General features: G+C 42.8%; 16 protein-coding genes. 6 read left to right on the forward strand and 10 right to left on the reverse strand.

Annotated features, from left to right (window positions below; all coding sequences use genetic code 11):
- Position 1 precedes the first annotated feature (1 nt).
- Entirely contained in the window at positions 2 to 877 is an 876-nt protein-coding gene (locus ACQ4LT_RS09060) for a hypothetical protein (RefSeq protein WP_445665713.1), read from the reverse strand.
- A 212-nt stretch (positions 878 to 1,089) separates the two neighbouring features.
- Between ACQ4LT_RS09060 and ACQ4LT_RS09065 the strand changes: the two genes are divergently transcribed.
- Entirely contained in the window at positions 1,090 to 2,232 is a 1,143-nt protein-coding gene (locus ACQ4LT_RS09065) for a hypothetical protein (protein WP_445665714.1), read from the forward strand.
- 78 nt (positions 2,233 to 2,310) lie between these two features.
- Positions 2,311 to 4,464, forward strand: a complete 2,154-nt coding sequence (locus tag ACQ4LT_RS09070) for a PAS domain S-box protein (RefSeq protein WP_445665715.1) — start codon at positions 2,311 to 2,313, stop codon at positions 4,462 to 4,464.
- Here ACQ4LT_RS09070 and coaBC read toward each other — a convergent pair.
- The 7 genes from coaBC to ACQ4LT_RS09105 all read right to left on the reverse strand — a co-directional run bounded on the left by coaBC (position 4,461) and on the right by ACQ4LT_RS09105 (position 10,209).
- Positions 4,461 to 5,663 carry a bifunctional phosphopantothenoylcysteine decarboxylase/phosphopantothenate--cysteine ligase CoaBC gene (gene coaBC, locus ACQ4LT_RS09075; RefSeq protein ID WP_445665716.1) on the reverse strand — a complete coding sequence of 401 codons (1,203 nt, stop codon included), beginning with the start codon at positions 5,661 to 5,663 and terminating at the stop codon, positions 4,461 to 4,463. The genes ACQ4LT_RS09070 and coaBC overlap by 4 nt on opposite strands.
- Positions 5,664 to 5,666: 3 nt before the next feature.
- The gene (locus tag ACQ4LT_RS09080) at positions 5,667 to 5,960 is read right to left on the reverse strand and encodes a DNA-directed RNA polymerase subunit omega (RefSeq protein ID WP_445665717.1); all 294 of its coding nucleotides are present in this window, start codon (positions 5,958 to 5,960) and stop codon (positions 5,667 to 5,669) included.
- A gap of 15 nt (positions 5,961 to 5,975) precedes the next feature.
- Positions 5,976 to 6,554 (reverse strand): guanylate kinase, encoded by a 579-nt coding sequence (gmk, locus tag ACQ4LT_RS09085; protein WP_445665718.1) that lies wholly within the window; start codon positions 6,552 to 6,554, stop codon positions 5,976 to 5,978.
- Positions 6,547 to 7,428, reverse strand: a complete 882-nt coding sequence (locus ACQ4LT_RS09090; protein WP_445665719.1) for a YicC/YloC family endoribonuclease — start codon at positions 7,426 to 7,428, stop codon at positions 6,547 to 6,549. The genes gmk and ACQ4LT_RS09090 overlap by 8 nt, the downstream gene beginning before the upstream one ends.
- A 72-nt stretch (positions 7,429 to 7,500) precedes the next feature.
- Positions 7,501 to 8,844, reverse strand: coding sequence for a phosphoglucosamine mutase (gene glmM, locus ACQ4LT_RS09095; protein WP_445665720.1), 1,344 nt, complete (start codon positions 8,842 to 8,844; stop codon positions 7,501 to 7,503).
- Between the two features lie 116 nt (positions 8,845 to 8,960).
- Entirely contained in the window at positions 8,961 to 9,509 is a 549-nt protein-coding gene (locus tag ACQ4LT_RS09100) for a cob(I)yrinic acid a,c-diamide adenosyltransferase (protein WP_445665721.1), read from the reverse strand.
- A 76-nt stretch (positions 9,510 to 9,585) separates the two neighbouring features.
- Complete coding sequence (locus tag ACQ4LT_RS09105; protein WP_445665722.1) at positions 9,586 to 10,209, reverse strand: IMPACT family protein; 624 nt, start codon at positions 10,207 to 10,209, stop codon at positions 9,586 to 9,588.
- Between the two features lie 251 nt (positions 10,210 to 10,460).
- Between ACQ4LT_RS09105 and ACQ4LT_RS09110 the strand changes: the two genes are divergently transcribed.
- From ACQ4LT_RS09110 to ACQ4LT_RS09125, 4 genes are all read left to right on the forward strand, one after another.
- Positions 10,461 to 11,168 (forward strand): succinate dehydrogenase cytochrome b subunit, encoded by a 708-nt coding sequence (locus ACQ4LT_RS09110; protein WP_445665723.1) that lies wholly within the window; start codon positions 10,461 to 10,463, stop codon positions 11,166 to 11,168.
- 27 nt (positions 11,169 to 11,195) lie between these two features.
- Positions 11,196 to 13,115 carry a fumarate reductase/succinate dehydrogenase flavoprotein subunit gene (locus ACQ4LT_RS09115; RefSeq protein ID WP_445665724.1) on the forward strand — a complete coding sequence of 640 codons (1,920 nt, stop codon included), beginning with the start codon at positions 11,196 to 11,198 and terminating at the stop codon, positions 13,113 to 13,115.
- A 45-nt stretch (positions 13,116 to 13,160) separates the two neighbouring features.
- Complete coding sequence (locus ACQ4LT_RS09120) at positions 13,161 to 13,928, forward strand: succinate dehydrogenase/fumarate reductase iron-sulfur subunit (RefSeq protein ID WP_445665725.1); 768 nt, start codon at positions 13,161 to 13,163, stop codon at positions 13,926 to 13,928.
- A 110-nt stretch (positions 13,929 to 14,038) separates the two neighbouring features.
- Positions 14,039 to 15,964 (forward strand): RecQ family ATP-dependent DNA helicase, encoded by a 1,926-nt coding sequence (locus ACQ4LT_RS09125; RefSeq protein ID WP_445665726.1) that lies wholly within the window; start codon positions 14,039 to 14,041, stop codon positions 15,962 to 15,964.
- A gap of 4 nt (positions 15,965 to 15,968) precedes the next feature.
- On the opposite strand, the gene ACQ4LT_RS09130 is transcribed toward ACQ4LT_RS09125, so the two are convergent.
- Both ACQ4LT_RS09130 and ACQ4LT_RS09135 read right to left on the reverse strand, forming a co-directional pair.
- Entirely contained in the window at positions 15,969 to 16,322 is a 354-nt protein-coding gene (locus tag ACQ4LT_RS09130) for a DUF4296 domain-containing protein (protein WP_445665727.1), read from the reverse strand.
- The gene (locus tag ACQ4LT_RS09135) at positions 16,323 to 17,042 is read right to left on the reverse strand and encodes an SDR family oxidoreductase (RefSeq protein ID WP_445665728.1); all 720 of its coding nucleotides are present in this window, start codon (positions 17,040 to 17,042) and stop codon (positions 16,323 to 16,325) included.
- Positions 17,043 to 17,085 lie beyond the last annotated feature (43 nt).

A 17,085-nucleotide genomic window follows, 5' to 3' on the forward strand; every position in this document is an offset into this window, starting at 1 on the left:
ATTATAAATTCATTTTTGGCGGTGGTATTATTCGAGCACCTGCTTTTTTAAGGTCAGGTAATTTCTCTATCAGCCATTCAACAGTTGTTTCCGTTCCTGTAATTAACGCTAAATAAGACCGTGTATTGGATTGTAATATTGTAAGTTCTTCAAGAAAAGCTTTTTTTCCTAACTGTTCATGTAGTAGTTGGGCGTTTGAGACATCGACAAATGTAAGTTTGTTAAATTTATTGATCAGCGGTGTGGCTTCATTTTCAGTGATCAAAACATGCGAATTCGGAGAAATGTCTTGTAATCGGTCAAGCCGGGCACGTGCTGCTTCCGGATTTGTTTTGATTAAGTCATCCCCATTTTTATTCTGAAACCAAAATATGACAGAGGGATATCGTCCATTGAGTTCTTTTTTCAGTGTTTGGACCTGCATTGGCTGTTCAATTTTTAATACAAGAGGAATGGGTTCTGCAAGGGCATTTAGTTGTGATATGATTTGTGATTGAGGGATCTCATCAAAACTTAACAGAAGGCTGATATCATTTTGTTGTAGTGAAAGTTCGGGATCGGTTTGCAGCGAAATTGTCCGAATTACGGTCTCCCGATATGATAGTTGAATATCCACATTTTTTTGGGGAAAGGTGACACGAGCCGGAGTTCGTATCCCGAATGGATAAAGGGCATCATTGAGTTCGGCGTGGAACTGAGTTTTTGAGAAGCGGTAGGGAAGTCCCACGTAATATGTTTTACGGGAAAAGTTTGAGTCTACCCGGGTAGTGGCAATAGATACTTGATCATCAGAAATATTAAAAATTGAAAACTGTTGCTGAATAAGTGAATCAGCCTGAGCGAGTGATGTGAGTCGTTTAGTGTTTTGATCCGACACAGAAAATAGGATGAATCCGCTTATAAAACACGATACTAACAACAGAATTGCTATTAGCTGTTTTTTCTTTTGTTCCTTCAAGCCAGTTGTCGATATTAAGTTGGCATTTTGCCGTCTAATAATAGGTGTTATTCTATTGTAAATCTATGAATAATTTCCCGAATTAGACGAATCGTAAGATTAGATTTTAAACGAAGTGACCTTCCTGACAAATGGCTTATAGCTTTGAATTGGTAAATACATCACAACAAATTGATGCATTCCATCAGTTGCCTTTTCGAATTTATAAAAACTATCCCCAATGGGCACCGCCATTCCGTTCTGAAATCGAAAGCATTTTTGATCGCGATGAAAATGTATTTTTTGATAAAGGGGAGTGCGAGCGATTTCTTGTAAAAGAGGGGAAAGAAGTTGTAGGACGTTTTGCGGTGATGAATACGCCAAAGCGTGATAGAGTGCTTGAACCTACAATGGGAGGGATGGGGTTTATCGAAATGCGGGAGGATCCGAAAATTGCAGAGGCAATAATAAATTTTGCTGCCGACTGGCATCAAGAACGCGGATATAGTGCCATGCGCGGCCCCATTAATTTTGGCGAAAATGATCTCTATTGGGGATTGCTTGTGGAAAATTATGATGCTCCTCCTATTTACGGGATGTTTTATCATCCGCCGTATTACAAGGAATTTTTGGAACAGGCCGGCGCAGAAAAACTTGACGATCACTGGAGCTACAAACGTAGCTTTGATCAGCCCATACCGGATCGTATGAAACGAATTACAAACCGGATTGAAGCCAGGTCAGATGTCACTCTGAGGTCACTGGATAAGAAAAACATTCATCGCGATGCAGAATATATTCGTCAAATTTATAACGAAGCCTGGAGTCAACAGGATATTACAGAGCGTGAAATGGAGTTTACCGAGCTCACGCAGGATACCGTTGAGGCGATGATTAAGAAACTTAAGCCGGTGTTGATTCCCGAGAGTGTGCTTATTGCTTTTGTGGATGGTGAACCGGCGTCGTTTATAGTTTGTGTGCCGGATCTCAACGAATTATCAAAAGAGACGGGCGGGAAATTGCGCTGGTGGCACTATCCCAAACTGTTATGGTTTAAGCGACGTGCACGACATTTACGAACACTCGTTTATGGTACGCGCCCACAATATCGCAAAATAGGGTTAGAAGCACTCACATTTACCCGGGGTATTCAGTTTACTAAAAAAGCCGCCCCTGCCCTGGAATATTTGGAAGGAGCTTGGGTAAGCGAAAGCAACTGGTTGATGCAGCGTAGCTTAGAGGCATTGGGATGTTCTCATCATAAAACTCATCGGACCTACAAATGGGAGTTTTAATTTAAGTTCACAAAACTTGAATTAGATAGATTGTTCAGTTACCCTTAGGGTAAAATAGAAGGACAAAATAAATCATCTATGGATCGGTCGCTTTTTGATTTAAACCCCAACCCCGTCCTTATCTACGATAAGGATTCGCTTAATATATTGGAAGCTAATGAGGTCTTTTGGGAAAAGTATGGATTTCAAAAAGATAAGCTGAAATCTTTGAATCTTTATGACTTGCGTCCGAAGGATACCTACGAGGAATTGGATCAGGTTATTAAGAATCGTGAGGATAATGAATCTAACCATACCGGAGTTGCCCGTCACCAAACAAAAGACGGAGATCAAATTTACGTGATGGTTTCTTCTCATCCTTATAAAAATGGATATAAAAATGCCCGTATGGCATTTATCCATGATGTGACGGAACGTGTAGAAGCAGAAAAGAAAGCAAAACGAGCGTTTGATGAGTTAAATCATCACGTCAACCACAGTCCGTTGGCTATGATAAAATGGGATGCGGACTTTAAAGTTATAGAATGGTCGGAAAGGGCAAAAGAGATTACTGGTTATACCAAGGGTATGGTTCAGGGACATTCTCCTGAAGTGTTTGATTTCTACGAGGATGATCTACAGGTAGTCAAAAAAAACATGGATTACCTTATAAGTGGTAAGGGCGATAAAACTCATTTTGAAGTTAAAATGTATCATCATGATGGTCATTTAGTAGACCTCAGCATTCATACTTCGGTGATGCGGAACGATAACGGTGATCTCATTTCCATTCTTACTTTTATTGAAGATGTCACGAATGAGAAACAGGCGGAGGTTCGGTACCAGCGTTTGTTTGAGAATGCCAACGACGGCATTTTTATTATGGACGGAGACAAATTCATTGAGTGTAATAGCCAGGTGGTTAATATTTTCGGATTGGACTCAAAAGAGCAGATCTTAGATAAATCGCCTATTGATTTTTCACCCGAATCTCAGCCCGATGGACAGAAATCGGGGGTAAAAGCACGCAACAAAATCCAAAAAGCCCTTGAGGGAACGCCACAAGTTTTTGAATGGCAGCACCAGACATTAACCGGCAAACCGGTAGATGTAGAGGTAAGCCTGAATCGACTGCAATTGGTTGAGGATGTTTATGTGCAGGCCATTGTGCGGGATTTGACAGAGCAAAAAAAGGCGCAGGAGAAACTTAGAAAAAGTGAAGAGTTATTTAGAAAGCTATTTCTGAAAGCGCCCGGTGCCATGGTGATGATCGACACCGAAAATAGGGTGCAGAAAGTAAATAAAAGCTTTGAAGAGCTTTTTGGATATACCGAACGGGAGCTGCTCAATAAAGATATTGATAAAATAATTGTGGGGGAAGAAGACAATCAGATTGTGCCTCGTATGCCTGACAATGGATTTGAGGAGGATAAGTTTTACACCGATATCATCAGGTATACAAAGCAGGGCGAAAAACTTAATCTCCTGTTAGGTGCCATCCCCGTTTATTTAGATGATAATCCTATTGCTGGCTTCGGTATTTACGTCGACATCACCGAGCAGAAGAAATATCAGGAGCAGCTGAAGCAGTCGGTCAAAGAAAAACAAGTGCTGCTGGAAGAAATCCATCATCGGGTAAAAAATAACCTGGCGATTATTTCTGGGATGTTACAACTGCAGGCATTTGAGGCAGAAAACGAAGAAATTCGAAATGCGTTGAATGATGGTCAGCTGCGAATACAGTCAATCGGTATTGTGCATGAGCTGTTGTATCAGTCAGAAAATTTTATTGATATTTCATTTGAAGAATATATATCCAAATTGATTGATACGATTAAAAATACATTGCCTTTTAATTATCAGCATATCGATGTTGTGGCAGATACCGGGGATGTTTTGTTGGATATCAACCAGGCTATACCAAGTGCAATTCTTATTAATGAGCTAATAACAAACGCGTATAAACATGCTTTCGATGATAATGAGGCAGGGACAATAGAGATCCTGCTTTCGAGATCAGATCAGGAAATTTCTATTATTGTACGTGATGATGGCAAGGGATTGCCTGAAGATTTTACAGTGGAGGATCACGCTTCAATTGGCATGAATTTGATAGAAACTTTGACCAATCAACTCGAAGGAGAGCTCTTTTATTCTTCTGATGATGGCACGGAATTTAAGGTTGTGTTTGAAAATAAAAAGCAAACCGGCAGTGGAAGTTTACTGCTTGCGAATGAGAATGGATCAAATTAACTGTTCTTAAAGATATGGGACAGCACTTGTTGTGCAACTTCCGACTTTAACCCTTCTATCTGGACTGTGTCTTTTTTTCCAAGCAGATGTACCTTGTTTTTATCGGATGCAAACCCGTACTCATCTTCATTGAGTGAGTTTGCTACAATCCAATCGGCCCTCTTTTTTTTGAGTTTACTTTGGGCATTTTCAAGCAGATTTTCCGTTTCCATTGCAAAGCCGATGAGCACCTGTCCATCTTTTTTATGATCTCCAAGCCAGGCAAGAATATCAGGAGTTTGCTTAAGCTGAATGGAAGAGTCGGCCTTATCTTTCTTTACTTTTTGCTGATGAATTTTTTGCGGAGTAAAATCAGAGACAGCAGCTGCCATAATCACTGCATTCGCATCTGCATGGTTTTTAACATGCTCAAAAAGTTGTTGGGCAGATTCAATTTCAACAGTATTAATTCCTGTGGGTTTTGATAAAGAAACGGGTCCGTGTATAAGGGTGACTTCTGCCCCCAATTGCTGTGCCGCCTCGGCCATAGCAAAGCCCATTTTTCCTGAACTGGGGTTGGAAATAAAACGAACCGGGTCGATATGTTCCCGGGTTGGTCCTGCAGTAACCACTACTTTTTTACCGGCTAAGGGTTCTTCTGATCGATATCCCTTGAGAACAGCACGGCATTTTTCGAGAATAATATCTGTTTCGGGAAGGCGCCCCTTGCCTTCCAATCCACTGGCCAAATATCCTTCTTCCGGCTCCAGAATGTGATAGCCAAATTCCTGAACGGTGTTCAGGTTTTTTTGTACGGCAGGCGACTCATACATTTCGCCATCCATGGTTGGACAGATAAGTAGCGGACAGCGCGCAGCCAATACCGTTGAAGTAAGCATGTTGTCAGCGGTACCATTCGCAATTTTGGCCAGAGTATTGGCCGTGCAGGGAGCAATTACAAAAAGATCAGCCCATTCTCCCCAGGATATATGCTGGGTCCACGATTGAGTTGCCGAATTATTTTCGGGAAAAACATCAACCGCAACTTCGTTTTTGGAAAGGGAAGAAAAGGTTTCGGTACCTACAAATCGAGTAGCGGCGGGTGTCATCGTTACACGCACTTCGGCACCAACCTTTTGCAAGGCACGTAAAAGAAAAGCAGCCTTATAGGCTGCAATTCCCCCGCTAACACCCAGTATTATCCGTTTACCGGATAACATAAATTAATCTTCTTCTTGTGGATATCGGAAATAAACTTCTCCACGACGCATTTCTTCAATAGCGCGCTGTGTAGAGTGGTTCCGCTGTTCAAACTCTTTTGAGATGTTTTCCTGTTCCTCGTTGAAAGTGAACTCATCGTCATCCTCAAAGCCTTCGAAGTACTTCAGCTTTTCATCAAGCTCAAGCTTTTCTTGGGCTGCAATTTGGCGTGCCCGTTTAGACATGATCGTAATCAGCTCATACTGATTACCAGTGTCTTTATTCAGCTTTTCAATATCTAATGTTTTAATACCCATGTTGTAATCCAGCTTTTAATCAGTGATAAAGGGTTCTATAATATTCTTGACTTCTGTGTATGCTTCCTCAAGATCGTCATTAACAACAGAATAATCGAAGCGATCGGCATATTTTATTTCCATTTCTGCCCGTTTGAGACGTTGTTGCAACGAGTTTTCTGTTTCGCTGCCTCGTTTAGAGAGCCTGTTTTTTAATTCCTCCAACGAGGGCGGTTTAATAAAAATGGAAATGGCGCCCGAATTGTAGAGCCGCTGCACATTAAGGGCTCCCTTCACTTCGATATCAAGCAAAGGAAAATACCCAGATTCCACCAGTTTATCAACTTCAGATCGTAGGGTTCCGTAACGATTACCGCTGTAGTGCTCCCATTCAAGAAACTTCTCGTTTTTTATTTTTTGATCAAACTCCTCCTCGCTTAAAAAATAGTAGTCTTCGCCATCTTTTTCGTCTTTTCGAGGCTCCCTTGTCGTGGCAGAAACCGAAAATTGTATCTTCGGATATTCCCTCAGCAGGCGCTGTGCGATGGTGGTTTTGCCAGCACCGCTGGGTGCTACAATTACAATGATTTTACCGGGTGTTGGATTTTTACTCAACGTTCTGTACCTGTTCTCGAATTTGCTCTAAACTTTCTTTGGCTTTAACAATATACTGCGATATTTCCGAGTCATTAGCTTTGGAACCAATCGTATTAATTTCACGATTTATCTCCTGACTCAGAAAATTGAGTCGCCGGCCGACGGAGTTGTCATTATTGACAGCTTCGCGGAAAAATTTGATGTGCGATTGTGTTCTCACAATTTCTTCTGTGATATCCATCTTGTCGACCAACACAGCTACTTCCATTTCCAGTCGATCGGGATCGATCTTATCACTGTCAATTAATTCGTTGATTCGCTCAATAAGATCTTCTTTAATCTCCTCAGAGCGTCCATCCACTTTATCCATCACGATATTCAGCATCTCTTCAATGTGGTCGATACGCTGGTTGAGATCATTTTCAAGCTGACTTCCTTCCTGCAAGCGCATCTTCTTTAACTCATCGGCGGCGTCTTTAACGGCTTGTTGAGCAAGATCCCAAATTTGTGCTCTGGTCTTTTCATCATCTTCGCGGGATTCAAAAATGTCGTTAAATTCCAGAAATGTTTGTAGCGTTATAGGCTCTTCAATGCCGGCCGCTTTGCGCAGGTCATTGAGCATCTCCTTATATCCCTGAACTAGATTCTCATTAAATGTAATCTCCGGTTCTCCGGTATCCGATTTATCAACTCGGATTGACACATTTACTTTCCCCCGCTCAACATGTTCTTGCAGGATTTCTTTAATATCCAGTTCTTTATCTTGTAGTGTTTGCGGAAGGCGCAGAGAAATATCAAGATAACGGCTATTTACTGATTTGAGTTCAACTGTTACCGTGATACCATTTTCTGAGGCTTCGCCGCGACCGAAACCCGTCATCGATGTAATCATAAATGAGTAATCTATATAAGGATTAGAAAGTCATAAAAAGCATAAAATACGAAAGTAACTTTCACTTGAAAATTATTGAATTGCTGATACAACAGTATTGGCCAGCTCTTCTGCTTTTTCGGGCGATATGCCTTCAGAATATACGCGAATAATAGGTTCGGTATTGGATTTTCTGAGGTGTACCCATCCATCCTCAAAATCTATTTTTACGCCGTCTGTGGTGTCGGGATTGTAATCTGCATATTTTGATTTTGCCTTTTCGAGCAGGGCATCGCCGTCAACGTCGGTCAGCTGCATTTTACTTTTTCGCATATAGTAATTGGGCAGGCTGTTGCGATATTCCTCAGCACTTATATCGCGTTCGGCCAGTAATTGCAGGATCATAGCGGTACCCACGAGCGCATCACGTCCATAGTGCAGATCAGGATTGATAACGCCGCCATTGCCTTCTCCGCCGATTACGGCATCAACATCCTGCATTTTTTTGACAACATTGATTTCTCCAACCGAAGAGCGGTGACATTTTTGGTCGTATTTTTTAGCTACATCTTCGGCTACTCGCGAAGAAGATAAGTTCGTAGCACAGGGACCTGCTTTTTTATCCAACAGAAAATCGAAAGCCGCAGCCTGGGTGTATTCTTCTCCAAAAAGATTGCCTTTGTCGGTTACCAATGCCAGCCGGTCTGTATCGGGATCAGTAACGATGCCAAGATCACAATTTTTCTCTTTTACCAGCTCACAAATATCCCCCAAATGCTCAGGCAGCGGTTCGGCTACGTGTGCAAAAATGCCGGTAGGTTCATCGTTGATAGCATGGATGGTATCCACGCCGAGCGCCTCTAATAGTTGAGGCAAGCTCACAGCTCCGGTACCGTTTACGGGATCAATAGCTACTGAAAAGTTTTTTGAAGTAATGAGATCGCGATCAATATAGGGAAGGTCCAATATTTTCTGGATATGATAATTCAGCAGCTCATCATCTTCTGTAACTGTTCCTACTTCGTCATATTTTTTGTAGGAATAGGATTGATCTTCACTAATCTCGATCACTTTTTTGCCTTGGCTTTCGTCCAAAAACTCACTTTTGCTGTTTAACAGCTTCAGGGCATTCCATTCTTCTGGATTGTGACTGGCCGAAATAATAATAGCTCCATCAGCCTGATGCTTTAGTACCCCCATCGCCACCGTGGGGGTTGGAGCAACGCCAACTTTAACCACATCACAGCCAATCGACTGCAGAACAGCGCACACTATATCTTCACAAATTTGTCCGGTAACGCGGGTATCGCGACCTACTACGATTTTTCCGCCGCCCGACCAGTGACCGAAAGCAGCTGTAAAGCGTGTTAGATTTTCCGGTGTAAGATCAGTACCAAATACGCCCCGGATGCCCGAGACCGAAATCATTAATGACATGTATCAGTGATCAGTTTTCAGTTAACAGTTGTCGATATTTATTGAAGATCGAGAAAAAATAAATGAACAGCGGGCGTACCAGAAATTATAATTGTTTAATGGTTACTGCCAACTGTTCACTGCTTTTCCGGTTTCCAGGTTTCTTCGCGCACACCGGCATGCTTGTTTTCATAGCGGGCTATTACAAAAAGGAAGTCTGATAATCGATTGAGAAATTTGATACAGTTTTCTGAAATATTATCAGATTTCGAACAGGTAACTGCTGCTCGTTCGGCACGGCGGCAAATAGTTCGGGCTACGTGCAGAGTTGCCCCGGCTTGAGACCCGCCCGGCAAAACAAAGTTCTTCAAGCTTTCAAGATCCTCTTCAAGCTCATCGATGGCATTCTCCAAAAAAGTAACATCACCCTCGGAAATACGGTCTATCCGGGTTTTTGAAGAGGGCGGCGTGGCCAAATCTGCACCGAGGGTAAAGAGTAGCTCCTGAACTTTACGTAAATATTTTGTGCCGGCACCCGACAGTTCATAGCTGGCAGCTAATCCCACAAAAGAGTTGAGTTCATCAACTGTTCCATAGGCTTCAATGCGCTCATTGGATTTAGAAACGCGGGTCCCGCCAAAGAGCGAGGTTTCTCCCGAGTCACCTTTTTTAGTATAAATTTTCATGATGTGATAATAGTATCTAAAATTTGATGACTAAAAGTACGGAGCACAAAGCATATTTTCAGATTTAATATTCTTGCTAATTAGTGTCGAGCGTCACAAAACTGCTACCTTTATCTGTCATCGAAACACCCTCGTGCTCTAATTGTTTGAGGGCTTGTTCAAAAGTATCAGCATGTATAGCTCTACAAGCCATTGTTAAACTCACCTCTTCGGTGTATTGAGCATCGATTTCTTTGAGATTAAACCTGTTTTTGAGGCGATCAATCTCTTTCTGTTGATCATAAGGATAGGTTATTTCAAATTTTTTGGTAGGGATAACCGTTCGGAGTGAAGCTTTTTTGAGGCAAAGTTCGGCTGATTTTCCATACGCTTGTATCAGTCCGGAGGTACCTAAATTCGTGCCCCCATAGTATCGTACAACCACACATCCGCAGTTTACCATCTCAAATGACTTCAACTTGTTCAGGATAGGCAGACCGGCAGTGCCGCTGGGTTCTCCATCGTCTTGGGTGAACTCTTCTATGTTGCTGGGATTGATCCGCCAGGCATAACAATGATGAGTAGCATCCGGATAGTTGGATTGAATATCTTCCAGTTTATCTTCAAAATTCTCTTTGGATAAAGTTGGAAGTAGATACCCAATAAATTTTGACCCTTTTTCTCGAAATGATGATTGGTAGGTTTGTTGAACCGTTTTCAATGTTGGAGTACAGGTTATTAAATATCAGTTAATAGTTATTGAGAATACCAAGTAATAACAAATAGCCGGCCGTAATTAATAAATATACTCTTCCAATTTAGAACATTTCTGAATAAGATTTTAGGGGGAAAACTAATTCGGAATACCTTGCCTTTCTATCCATTAAAACACATCTTCAACTCCTTGGATTAGGAGTCCAAACGTTGGCGTTTTGCAGCGGTTTAACAATAGATTAAATATTATCAGTTACAATGCCATCATTTTCAGACGCGCTTAAATCTCAGGTTGGTCGCAAGATATTAACAGGCGTAACCGGAGTTGGGTTAATCATCTTTATTATTTTTCATTTGGCTACGAACCTCCAGGTTTTTGGGGATGTTCATGCCTTTAATGAAGCAGCACATGCTCTCGAAAGTTTGGGCTGGTTGTTGTATGTATTAGAGGCCGGTTTAGCTATAGCTTTTCTCTTACATGCTTATGTGGGAATTTCAATCTGGTGGAATCGTCGTAAGGCTCGTCCTGAAGGTTATGAGAAATATCAAAGTAAGGGTGGACCGAGCCATATGTCATGGGCTTCCAAGTCGATGATTTTTACCGGTATCGTGCTCTTGGTTTTTCTGGTGATTCACATAGATACGTTCAAGTTTGGTGCTACCGATATGGTAATGTTGCCCGGTGGAGAAGAGGCGCGCGACCTTAAGGGACTCATGATCTCTACTTTTCAACAGCCGCTCTACGCTTTTGGATATACAGCGGTTATGATTTTGCTCGGTTTTCATCTGGGACACGGATTTTGGAGTGCGTTTACATCGCTGACGATGAAGCACAACAAGTATTCCGCACTGATTTATACGGTAGGTATTATTTTTGCCATGCTGATGGCTGTCGGATTTCTGTTTATTCCACTTTATATCTATTTTGGCGGAGGCTGTGAAGCAGCCCTCATTCAGTGCCAATAATCATTTTGTAAATCCACTTTTAGACTTATGAATTTAGACTCAAAAGTTCCTTCCGGACCGCTCGAAGAAAAATGGTCCAAGCATTTGAATGATATAAAACTTGTTGCTCCCAACAATAAACGTAAGCACGATGTTATTGTTGTGGGTACCGGTTTGGCAGGCGGATCTGCTGCGGCAAGTCTCGCAGAGCTGGGATACAACGTGAAAAGTTTTTGTATTCAGGATTCCGCTCGTCGTGCCCATAGTATTGCCGCCCAAGGGGGTATTAATGCCGCCAAAAATTATCCCAATGATGGGGATACCATCTGGCGTCTCTTTTATGATACGATTAAAGGAGGAGACTACCGATCCCGTGAATCTAATACGTACCGATTGGCCGAAATATCTAACGAAATTATTGATCAGGCGGTAGCACAGGGGGTACCGTTTGCGCGTGAATACGGTGGTTTGCTTGCCAACCGCTCATTTGGTGGGGCGCAGGTTTCCAGAACATTTTATGCTCGTGGTCAAACCGGTCAGCAGTTGTTGCTTGGAGCATACCAGGCGATGATGCGTCAGGTTAATGAGGGTAAAATCGAGATGCATACCCGCCACGAAATGCTTGATCTGGTGATTGTTGACGGAAAGGCACGGGGAATTGTAACCCGCGATCTTGTTTCCGGAGAAATTCAGCGCTGGATGGCCGATGCGGTTGTGCTGGCCAGTGGCGGATATGGAAACGCGTTCTATCTTTCCACCAACGCGAAGAATTCAAATGTAACGGCGGCATGGCGCTGCCATAAACGCGGGGCGGCTTTTGCCAATCCCTGTTATGTGCAGATTCACCCAACGTGTATTCCGGTTTCGGGAGATTATCAGTCTAAACTTACGCTGATGAGTGAGAGTCTCCGTAACGACGGACGTGTTTGGGTGCCTAAGGACAAGGATGATGATCGTCATCCCAACGATATTCCCGAAGACGAACGATATTACTATTTAGAAGAAAAATATCCGGCATTCGGAAACCTTGTGCCGCGTGATGTAGCTTCCCGGAATGCCAAGATTGTTTGTGATGAAGGGATGGGCGTTGGCCCGACTGGACGTGCTGTTTATTTGGATTTCCGCGATGCTATTAAACGCGAAGGTAAAAAGGCGATCTCCGATAAGTACGGCAACCTCTTTGAGATGTATGAAAACATTACGGATGACAATCCCTATGAAGAACCAATGCGGATTTTCCCCGCCGTGCACTACACGATGGGCGGTCTCTGGGTTGATTACAATTTACAGAGTAATATTCCGGGACTTTTTGTAGCCGGTGAGGCGAATTTCTCGGATCACGGGGCAAACCGACTCGGGGCAAGTGCACTCATGCAGGGACTTTCCGATGGATACTTTATCATCCCTTATACTATAGGTAATTACATTGCCGGTACGGAGCTCGATGATGTTAGTAAGGATCACAAAGCTTTTGATGAAGCGGCAAACAACGCTCAGTCTCAAATTGATAAGCTGTTCGAAGTGGATGGCGATAAGAGTGTTGTTGAATTCCACCGCGAGCTGGGACAGATTATGTGGGATAAAGTTGGAATTTCCCGAAGTGAGGAAGGACTCAAAAAAGCGATCAAAGAGATTCAGGATCTACGCGAAGAGTTCTGGAATAATGTGCGCGTGCCGGGCGAATCATCCAACTATAATAAATATCTGGAGTTTGCCGGACGCGTAGCCGATTTCCTTGAGCTTGGTGAGTTGATGGCGAAAGATGCCTTGCATCGTGATGAATCGGCGGGCTGCCACCTTAGGGAGGAGCACCAAAGTGAAGAAGGGGAAGCACTGCGGAACGACGAAGAATATTCATATGTAGCGGCCTGGGAATTTCAGGGCGTAAATGGAGAACTGCAGGAAGAGTTGCATAAAGAAAATCTGGAATTTGATTTTGTAGAACTGAAGCAACGCAGTTATAAGTAGAAGCTAACAACTGCGTTTCAATTTTTTATCCTTAATAGCTTAATTATGGCTGATACATTTACCATACATCTAAAGATTTGGCGACAAGACGGACCCGATCAACCGGGGAAATTGGTTGATTACACCCTTGATAAGGTAAACGAGCATATGTCTTTTTTGGAGATGCTCGATGTACTTAACGAGGAAATTGTTGCAGAAGGTAAAGAAGAACCCATCGAATTTGATTACGATTGCCGCGAGGGAATTTGCGGCTCTTGTAATCTCGTGATTAACGGTCAGGCGCACGGTCCCAAAGACATGACCTGTACCTGCCAGTTGCATATGCGCAATTTTAGCGATGGTGATACTATTGTTATTGAGCCGTTTCGTTCCAAGGCATTTCCCGTTATCAAAGATCTTGTTGTAGATCGGTCTGCTTTTGATCGTATTATTGAGGCAGGTGGTTATGTTTCAGTCAAAACAGGGTCGGCTCCGGATGCCAACTCTATCCCAATTGATAAAACAGTAGCCGATACGGCTTTTGATTATGCAACCTGTATTGGTTGTGGTGCTTGTGTGGCAGCATGTCCGAACTCTTCTGCTTCGCTGTTTACCGGTGCTAAATTGGCGCACTTGAACCGATTGCCGCAAGGTGAGCCCGAGCGCAAAAAACGTACGGTTTCTATGGTTGAACAGATGGAAGAGGAAGGCTTCGGGGATTGCTCAAATTATGCTGAATGTGAAGCTGTTTGCCCGAAAGGAATTTCCATTTCAGCTATTGCCGAAATGCGACGTAATTATGTGAAAGCTACCCTTGCCGGTACAGAAGCATAGCTTTTTAATAGGGATCAGTTCTTAAGGCGCAGGTTTAATGATCTGCGCCTTTTTTATTTGGCGTAATATGCTGAAGTTATTACAACGGAAATTTTGTATAAAAAGAGATTATGGAATCCAATCTGTTTGAAAAAGCTCAGCGATCTCTGAAAAAATACTGGGGATTTCCATCTTTTCGTCCGGGACAAGATAAAGTTATTCAAGCAGTACTGGATGGAAAGAATACGATGGTGCTTTTTCCCACGGGCGGGGGTAAATCACTCTGCTACCAGGTTCCGGCCACGGTGATGGATGGATTGACGATCGTGATTTCTCCGTTAGTGGCGCTGATGCAGGATCAGGTTGATCAACTTAATGATCGGGGCATTGCTGCTACATTTGTGAACAGTTCGATTTCATCCTGGGAGATTGAGCAACGTTTTGCCAATGCCCGAAACGGAATGTATGATTTGCTTTACTGTTCCCCCGAGCGGCTTAAGACTACACTTTGGGAAGCTGAAATGCCGAAATTGAATATCGATCTTATTGCGATTGATGAGGCACACTGCATTTCGGAGTGGGGACATGACTTCAGGCCGAGCTATCGGAAAATTCGTCCTTCTTTAGAAGATATTGCCGATGAGGTAACCTGGATTGCTTTAACCGCAACAGCAACCCCGGAAGTTCGGGATGACATCCAAAAAAGCCTGGAGCTGACAGATCCCGTTATTGTTTCCAAAGGTTTTGATCGTCCTAATCTCAAGTGGTGGGTTATTGAAACAGTCAAAAAAAATCAGAAGCTTTTTCAGGCTGTTAAAAAGGCTGCACCCAAAGGATCTGGGCTCATCTATGGGGGGACCCGTCGCAATTGTGAAGAACTATCCCAAAAAATTGAACAGAAGCTGGGAGTAAAAACAAAGGCCTATCACGCGGGAATTGATTCGGCCGACCGACAACAAATTCAACAGGAGTGGATTGATGGTAAGACGCCGCTGGTTGTAGCGACTAATGCGTTTGGGATGGGAATTGACAAAAGTGACTGTCGCTATGTGATACATTATGAGATGCCGTATTCGCTGGAATCGTACTATCAGGAGGCGGGCAGAGCCGGGCGCGATGGAGAAGAAAGTTTTCCCATATTGTTATGTAAGGGGGCGGATGCCATTATTGCCGAGAAAAGAATTAAGGATTCCTATCCCGGTAGAGATGAGCTACAGAAAGTGTATGATGTGCTCTGCGATCACTTGAATTTGGCAGTGGGATCCGAAATGGAAGAGTGGGAAGAGGTGTCGATACAGGCACTTGAAAAACGTTCAGGATTATCTGGTCGAAAAGTACGGACTGCTTTGGATGTGCTTAGTCAACTGGGAGTTCTTGAGATGATTGAGCATATAAGTCCGCAGGTTGGCGTCCAATTTATTGTAAGCCAGGATTATGTGCATGATCAGATTAGCGGTTTGGATAATCAGCAGAAAGCGGAGTTTTTGGATGTGCTTTTCCGTCAATTTGGAGGAGAGGCATTTGGGAAAATGAAATACCTGGAATTTGATTATATCCAGAGGAAACTGGGGGTTTCTGCAAATGCCGTAAAAAAAGGATTACAGGTTCTTCAGGATCGGGATCATATGCTAAAGTATGAATCCATCGGGGAATTGCCCCTTATTAAGTTAATTGAGGAACGACATTCCAATCTGACAATAAGCACAGAAAAACTGGAAAAACATCGCGATAATCTTTTACAAAAGTTGGAATATATGAAAGGCTATGTTTCAACTGAAAATTGTCGTGAAGTTTATATTCGTCATTACTTTGGCGAAGATAATGTCGAGGCTTGCGGACATTGTGACAACTGTTTGGATACCAGTGAATCAACAGTTTCGATTAAAAAAGAAGAGCTACATCGGATTAAAAATGTTCTCAAAGAAGGGGCGCTCTCATTTTCAGAGATAGCAGGCCGGGTTGGATGGAACAAAGCTCGTACCAAACGCTTATTGAGCTATTTGATTCGTGAAGAAATGTTGATTACCAAAGGGGATAAATACGCCTGGAAAGGGTAGTAGGTCAATTTGATGTAGTATCTTGCTTGGTGGTGTCTGATACCTGGTCCATTTTCAAGCGCTCAATTGCTTTTTCGATACGGGTTTGCTGCTTTTTGGGAAACTGTTGGTAATAGTTATGACTCTGAACAAATACAGAATCGGTTGTTTCGTACTTTTGAAAAACTTGATTGGTAAGTGAGTCGACTATAAGGCTATCCAGTGCATTGCTCTCCCCGTAAGATCGAACGAGCTGTAGCTCTACCATCAGGTTGATGTATTTGTCTTCCTTGATAAGCTGATCGGGTTTCGAGGGATTATCCGAACAGGCCGATATTGAAAAAAACAGCAGAAAAATGAGAGAAGAGAGCCACTTCATCTATTGATCTTCCGGTGCTTTGGGGTTTAATGGTCGCATGGTGATATCATTGATTAAGAAGTTGTCAGGCGTTTCGAGGATATTTACCAGAACCTGTGCTACTTCATCAGGTTGCATCATATTATCATGGGTATCAATGTCTTTGTCCCCAAAAAAATTGGTGGCAATAGAACCCGGATAAAAGCAGGTAACTTTAATACCGTCGTATCGAACTTCCTTAAAGAGAGCTTCGCTAAAACCTCGCACGCCAAATTTCGAGGCATTGTATCCAGTCATTTTAGGATTCCCAACTTTGCCGGCAATAGATGCAATATTGATGATATGGGAAACGGATTTCTTTTCTTTCATCAGGGGAACAATCTGACGAGTCATATAAAAGGTTCCTGATAAGTTCGTCTGTACCATTGCCTCCCATTCATCCAAGGGCAGCTCATCAACATCGGCAAAACGGCCCAGTCCAGCATTATTGATAAGTATATCGGGTTGGTGGTCTGTCGAAAAATTTTCATTAATCCATTCTTCGATGGCATCATGATCGGTGATGTCCATGGTAACAGGATTAAACTGTTTGCCAAGCTCCTGTTGCACTTTTTGCAGTTTATTCGTGCTGCGAGCCAGACCATAAACGATAGCTCCTTTATTTATCAGGGCCCGACTAAAATCGATTCCAATTCCACTGCTGGCACCTGTGATAATGGCGGTTTTAGCATTAATGTCCATAATAATATTCGATTAATATTCTTAGTGTCGTTCTGATTCTATT

Source organism: Fodinibius sp. AD559, from assembly GCF_052712805.1.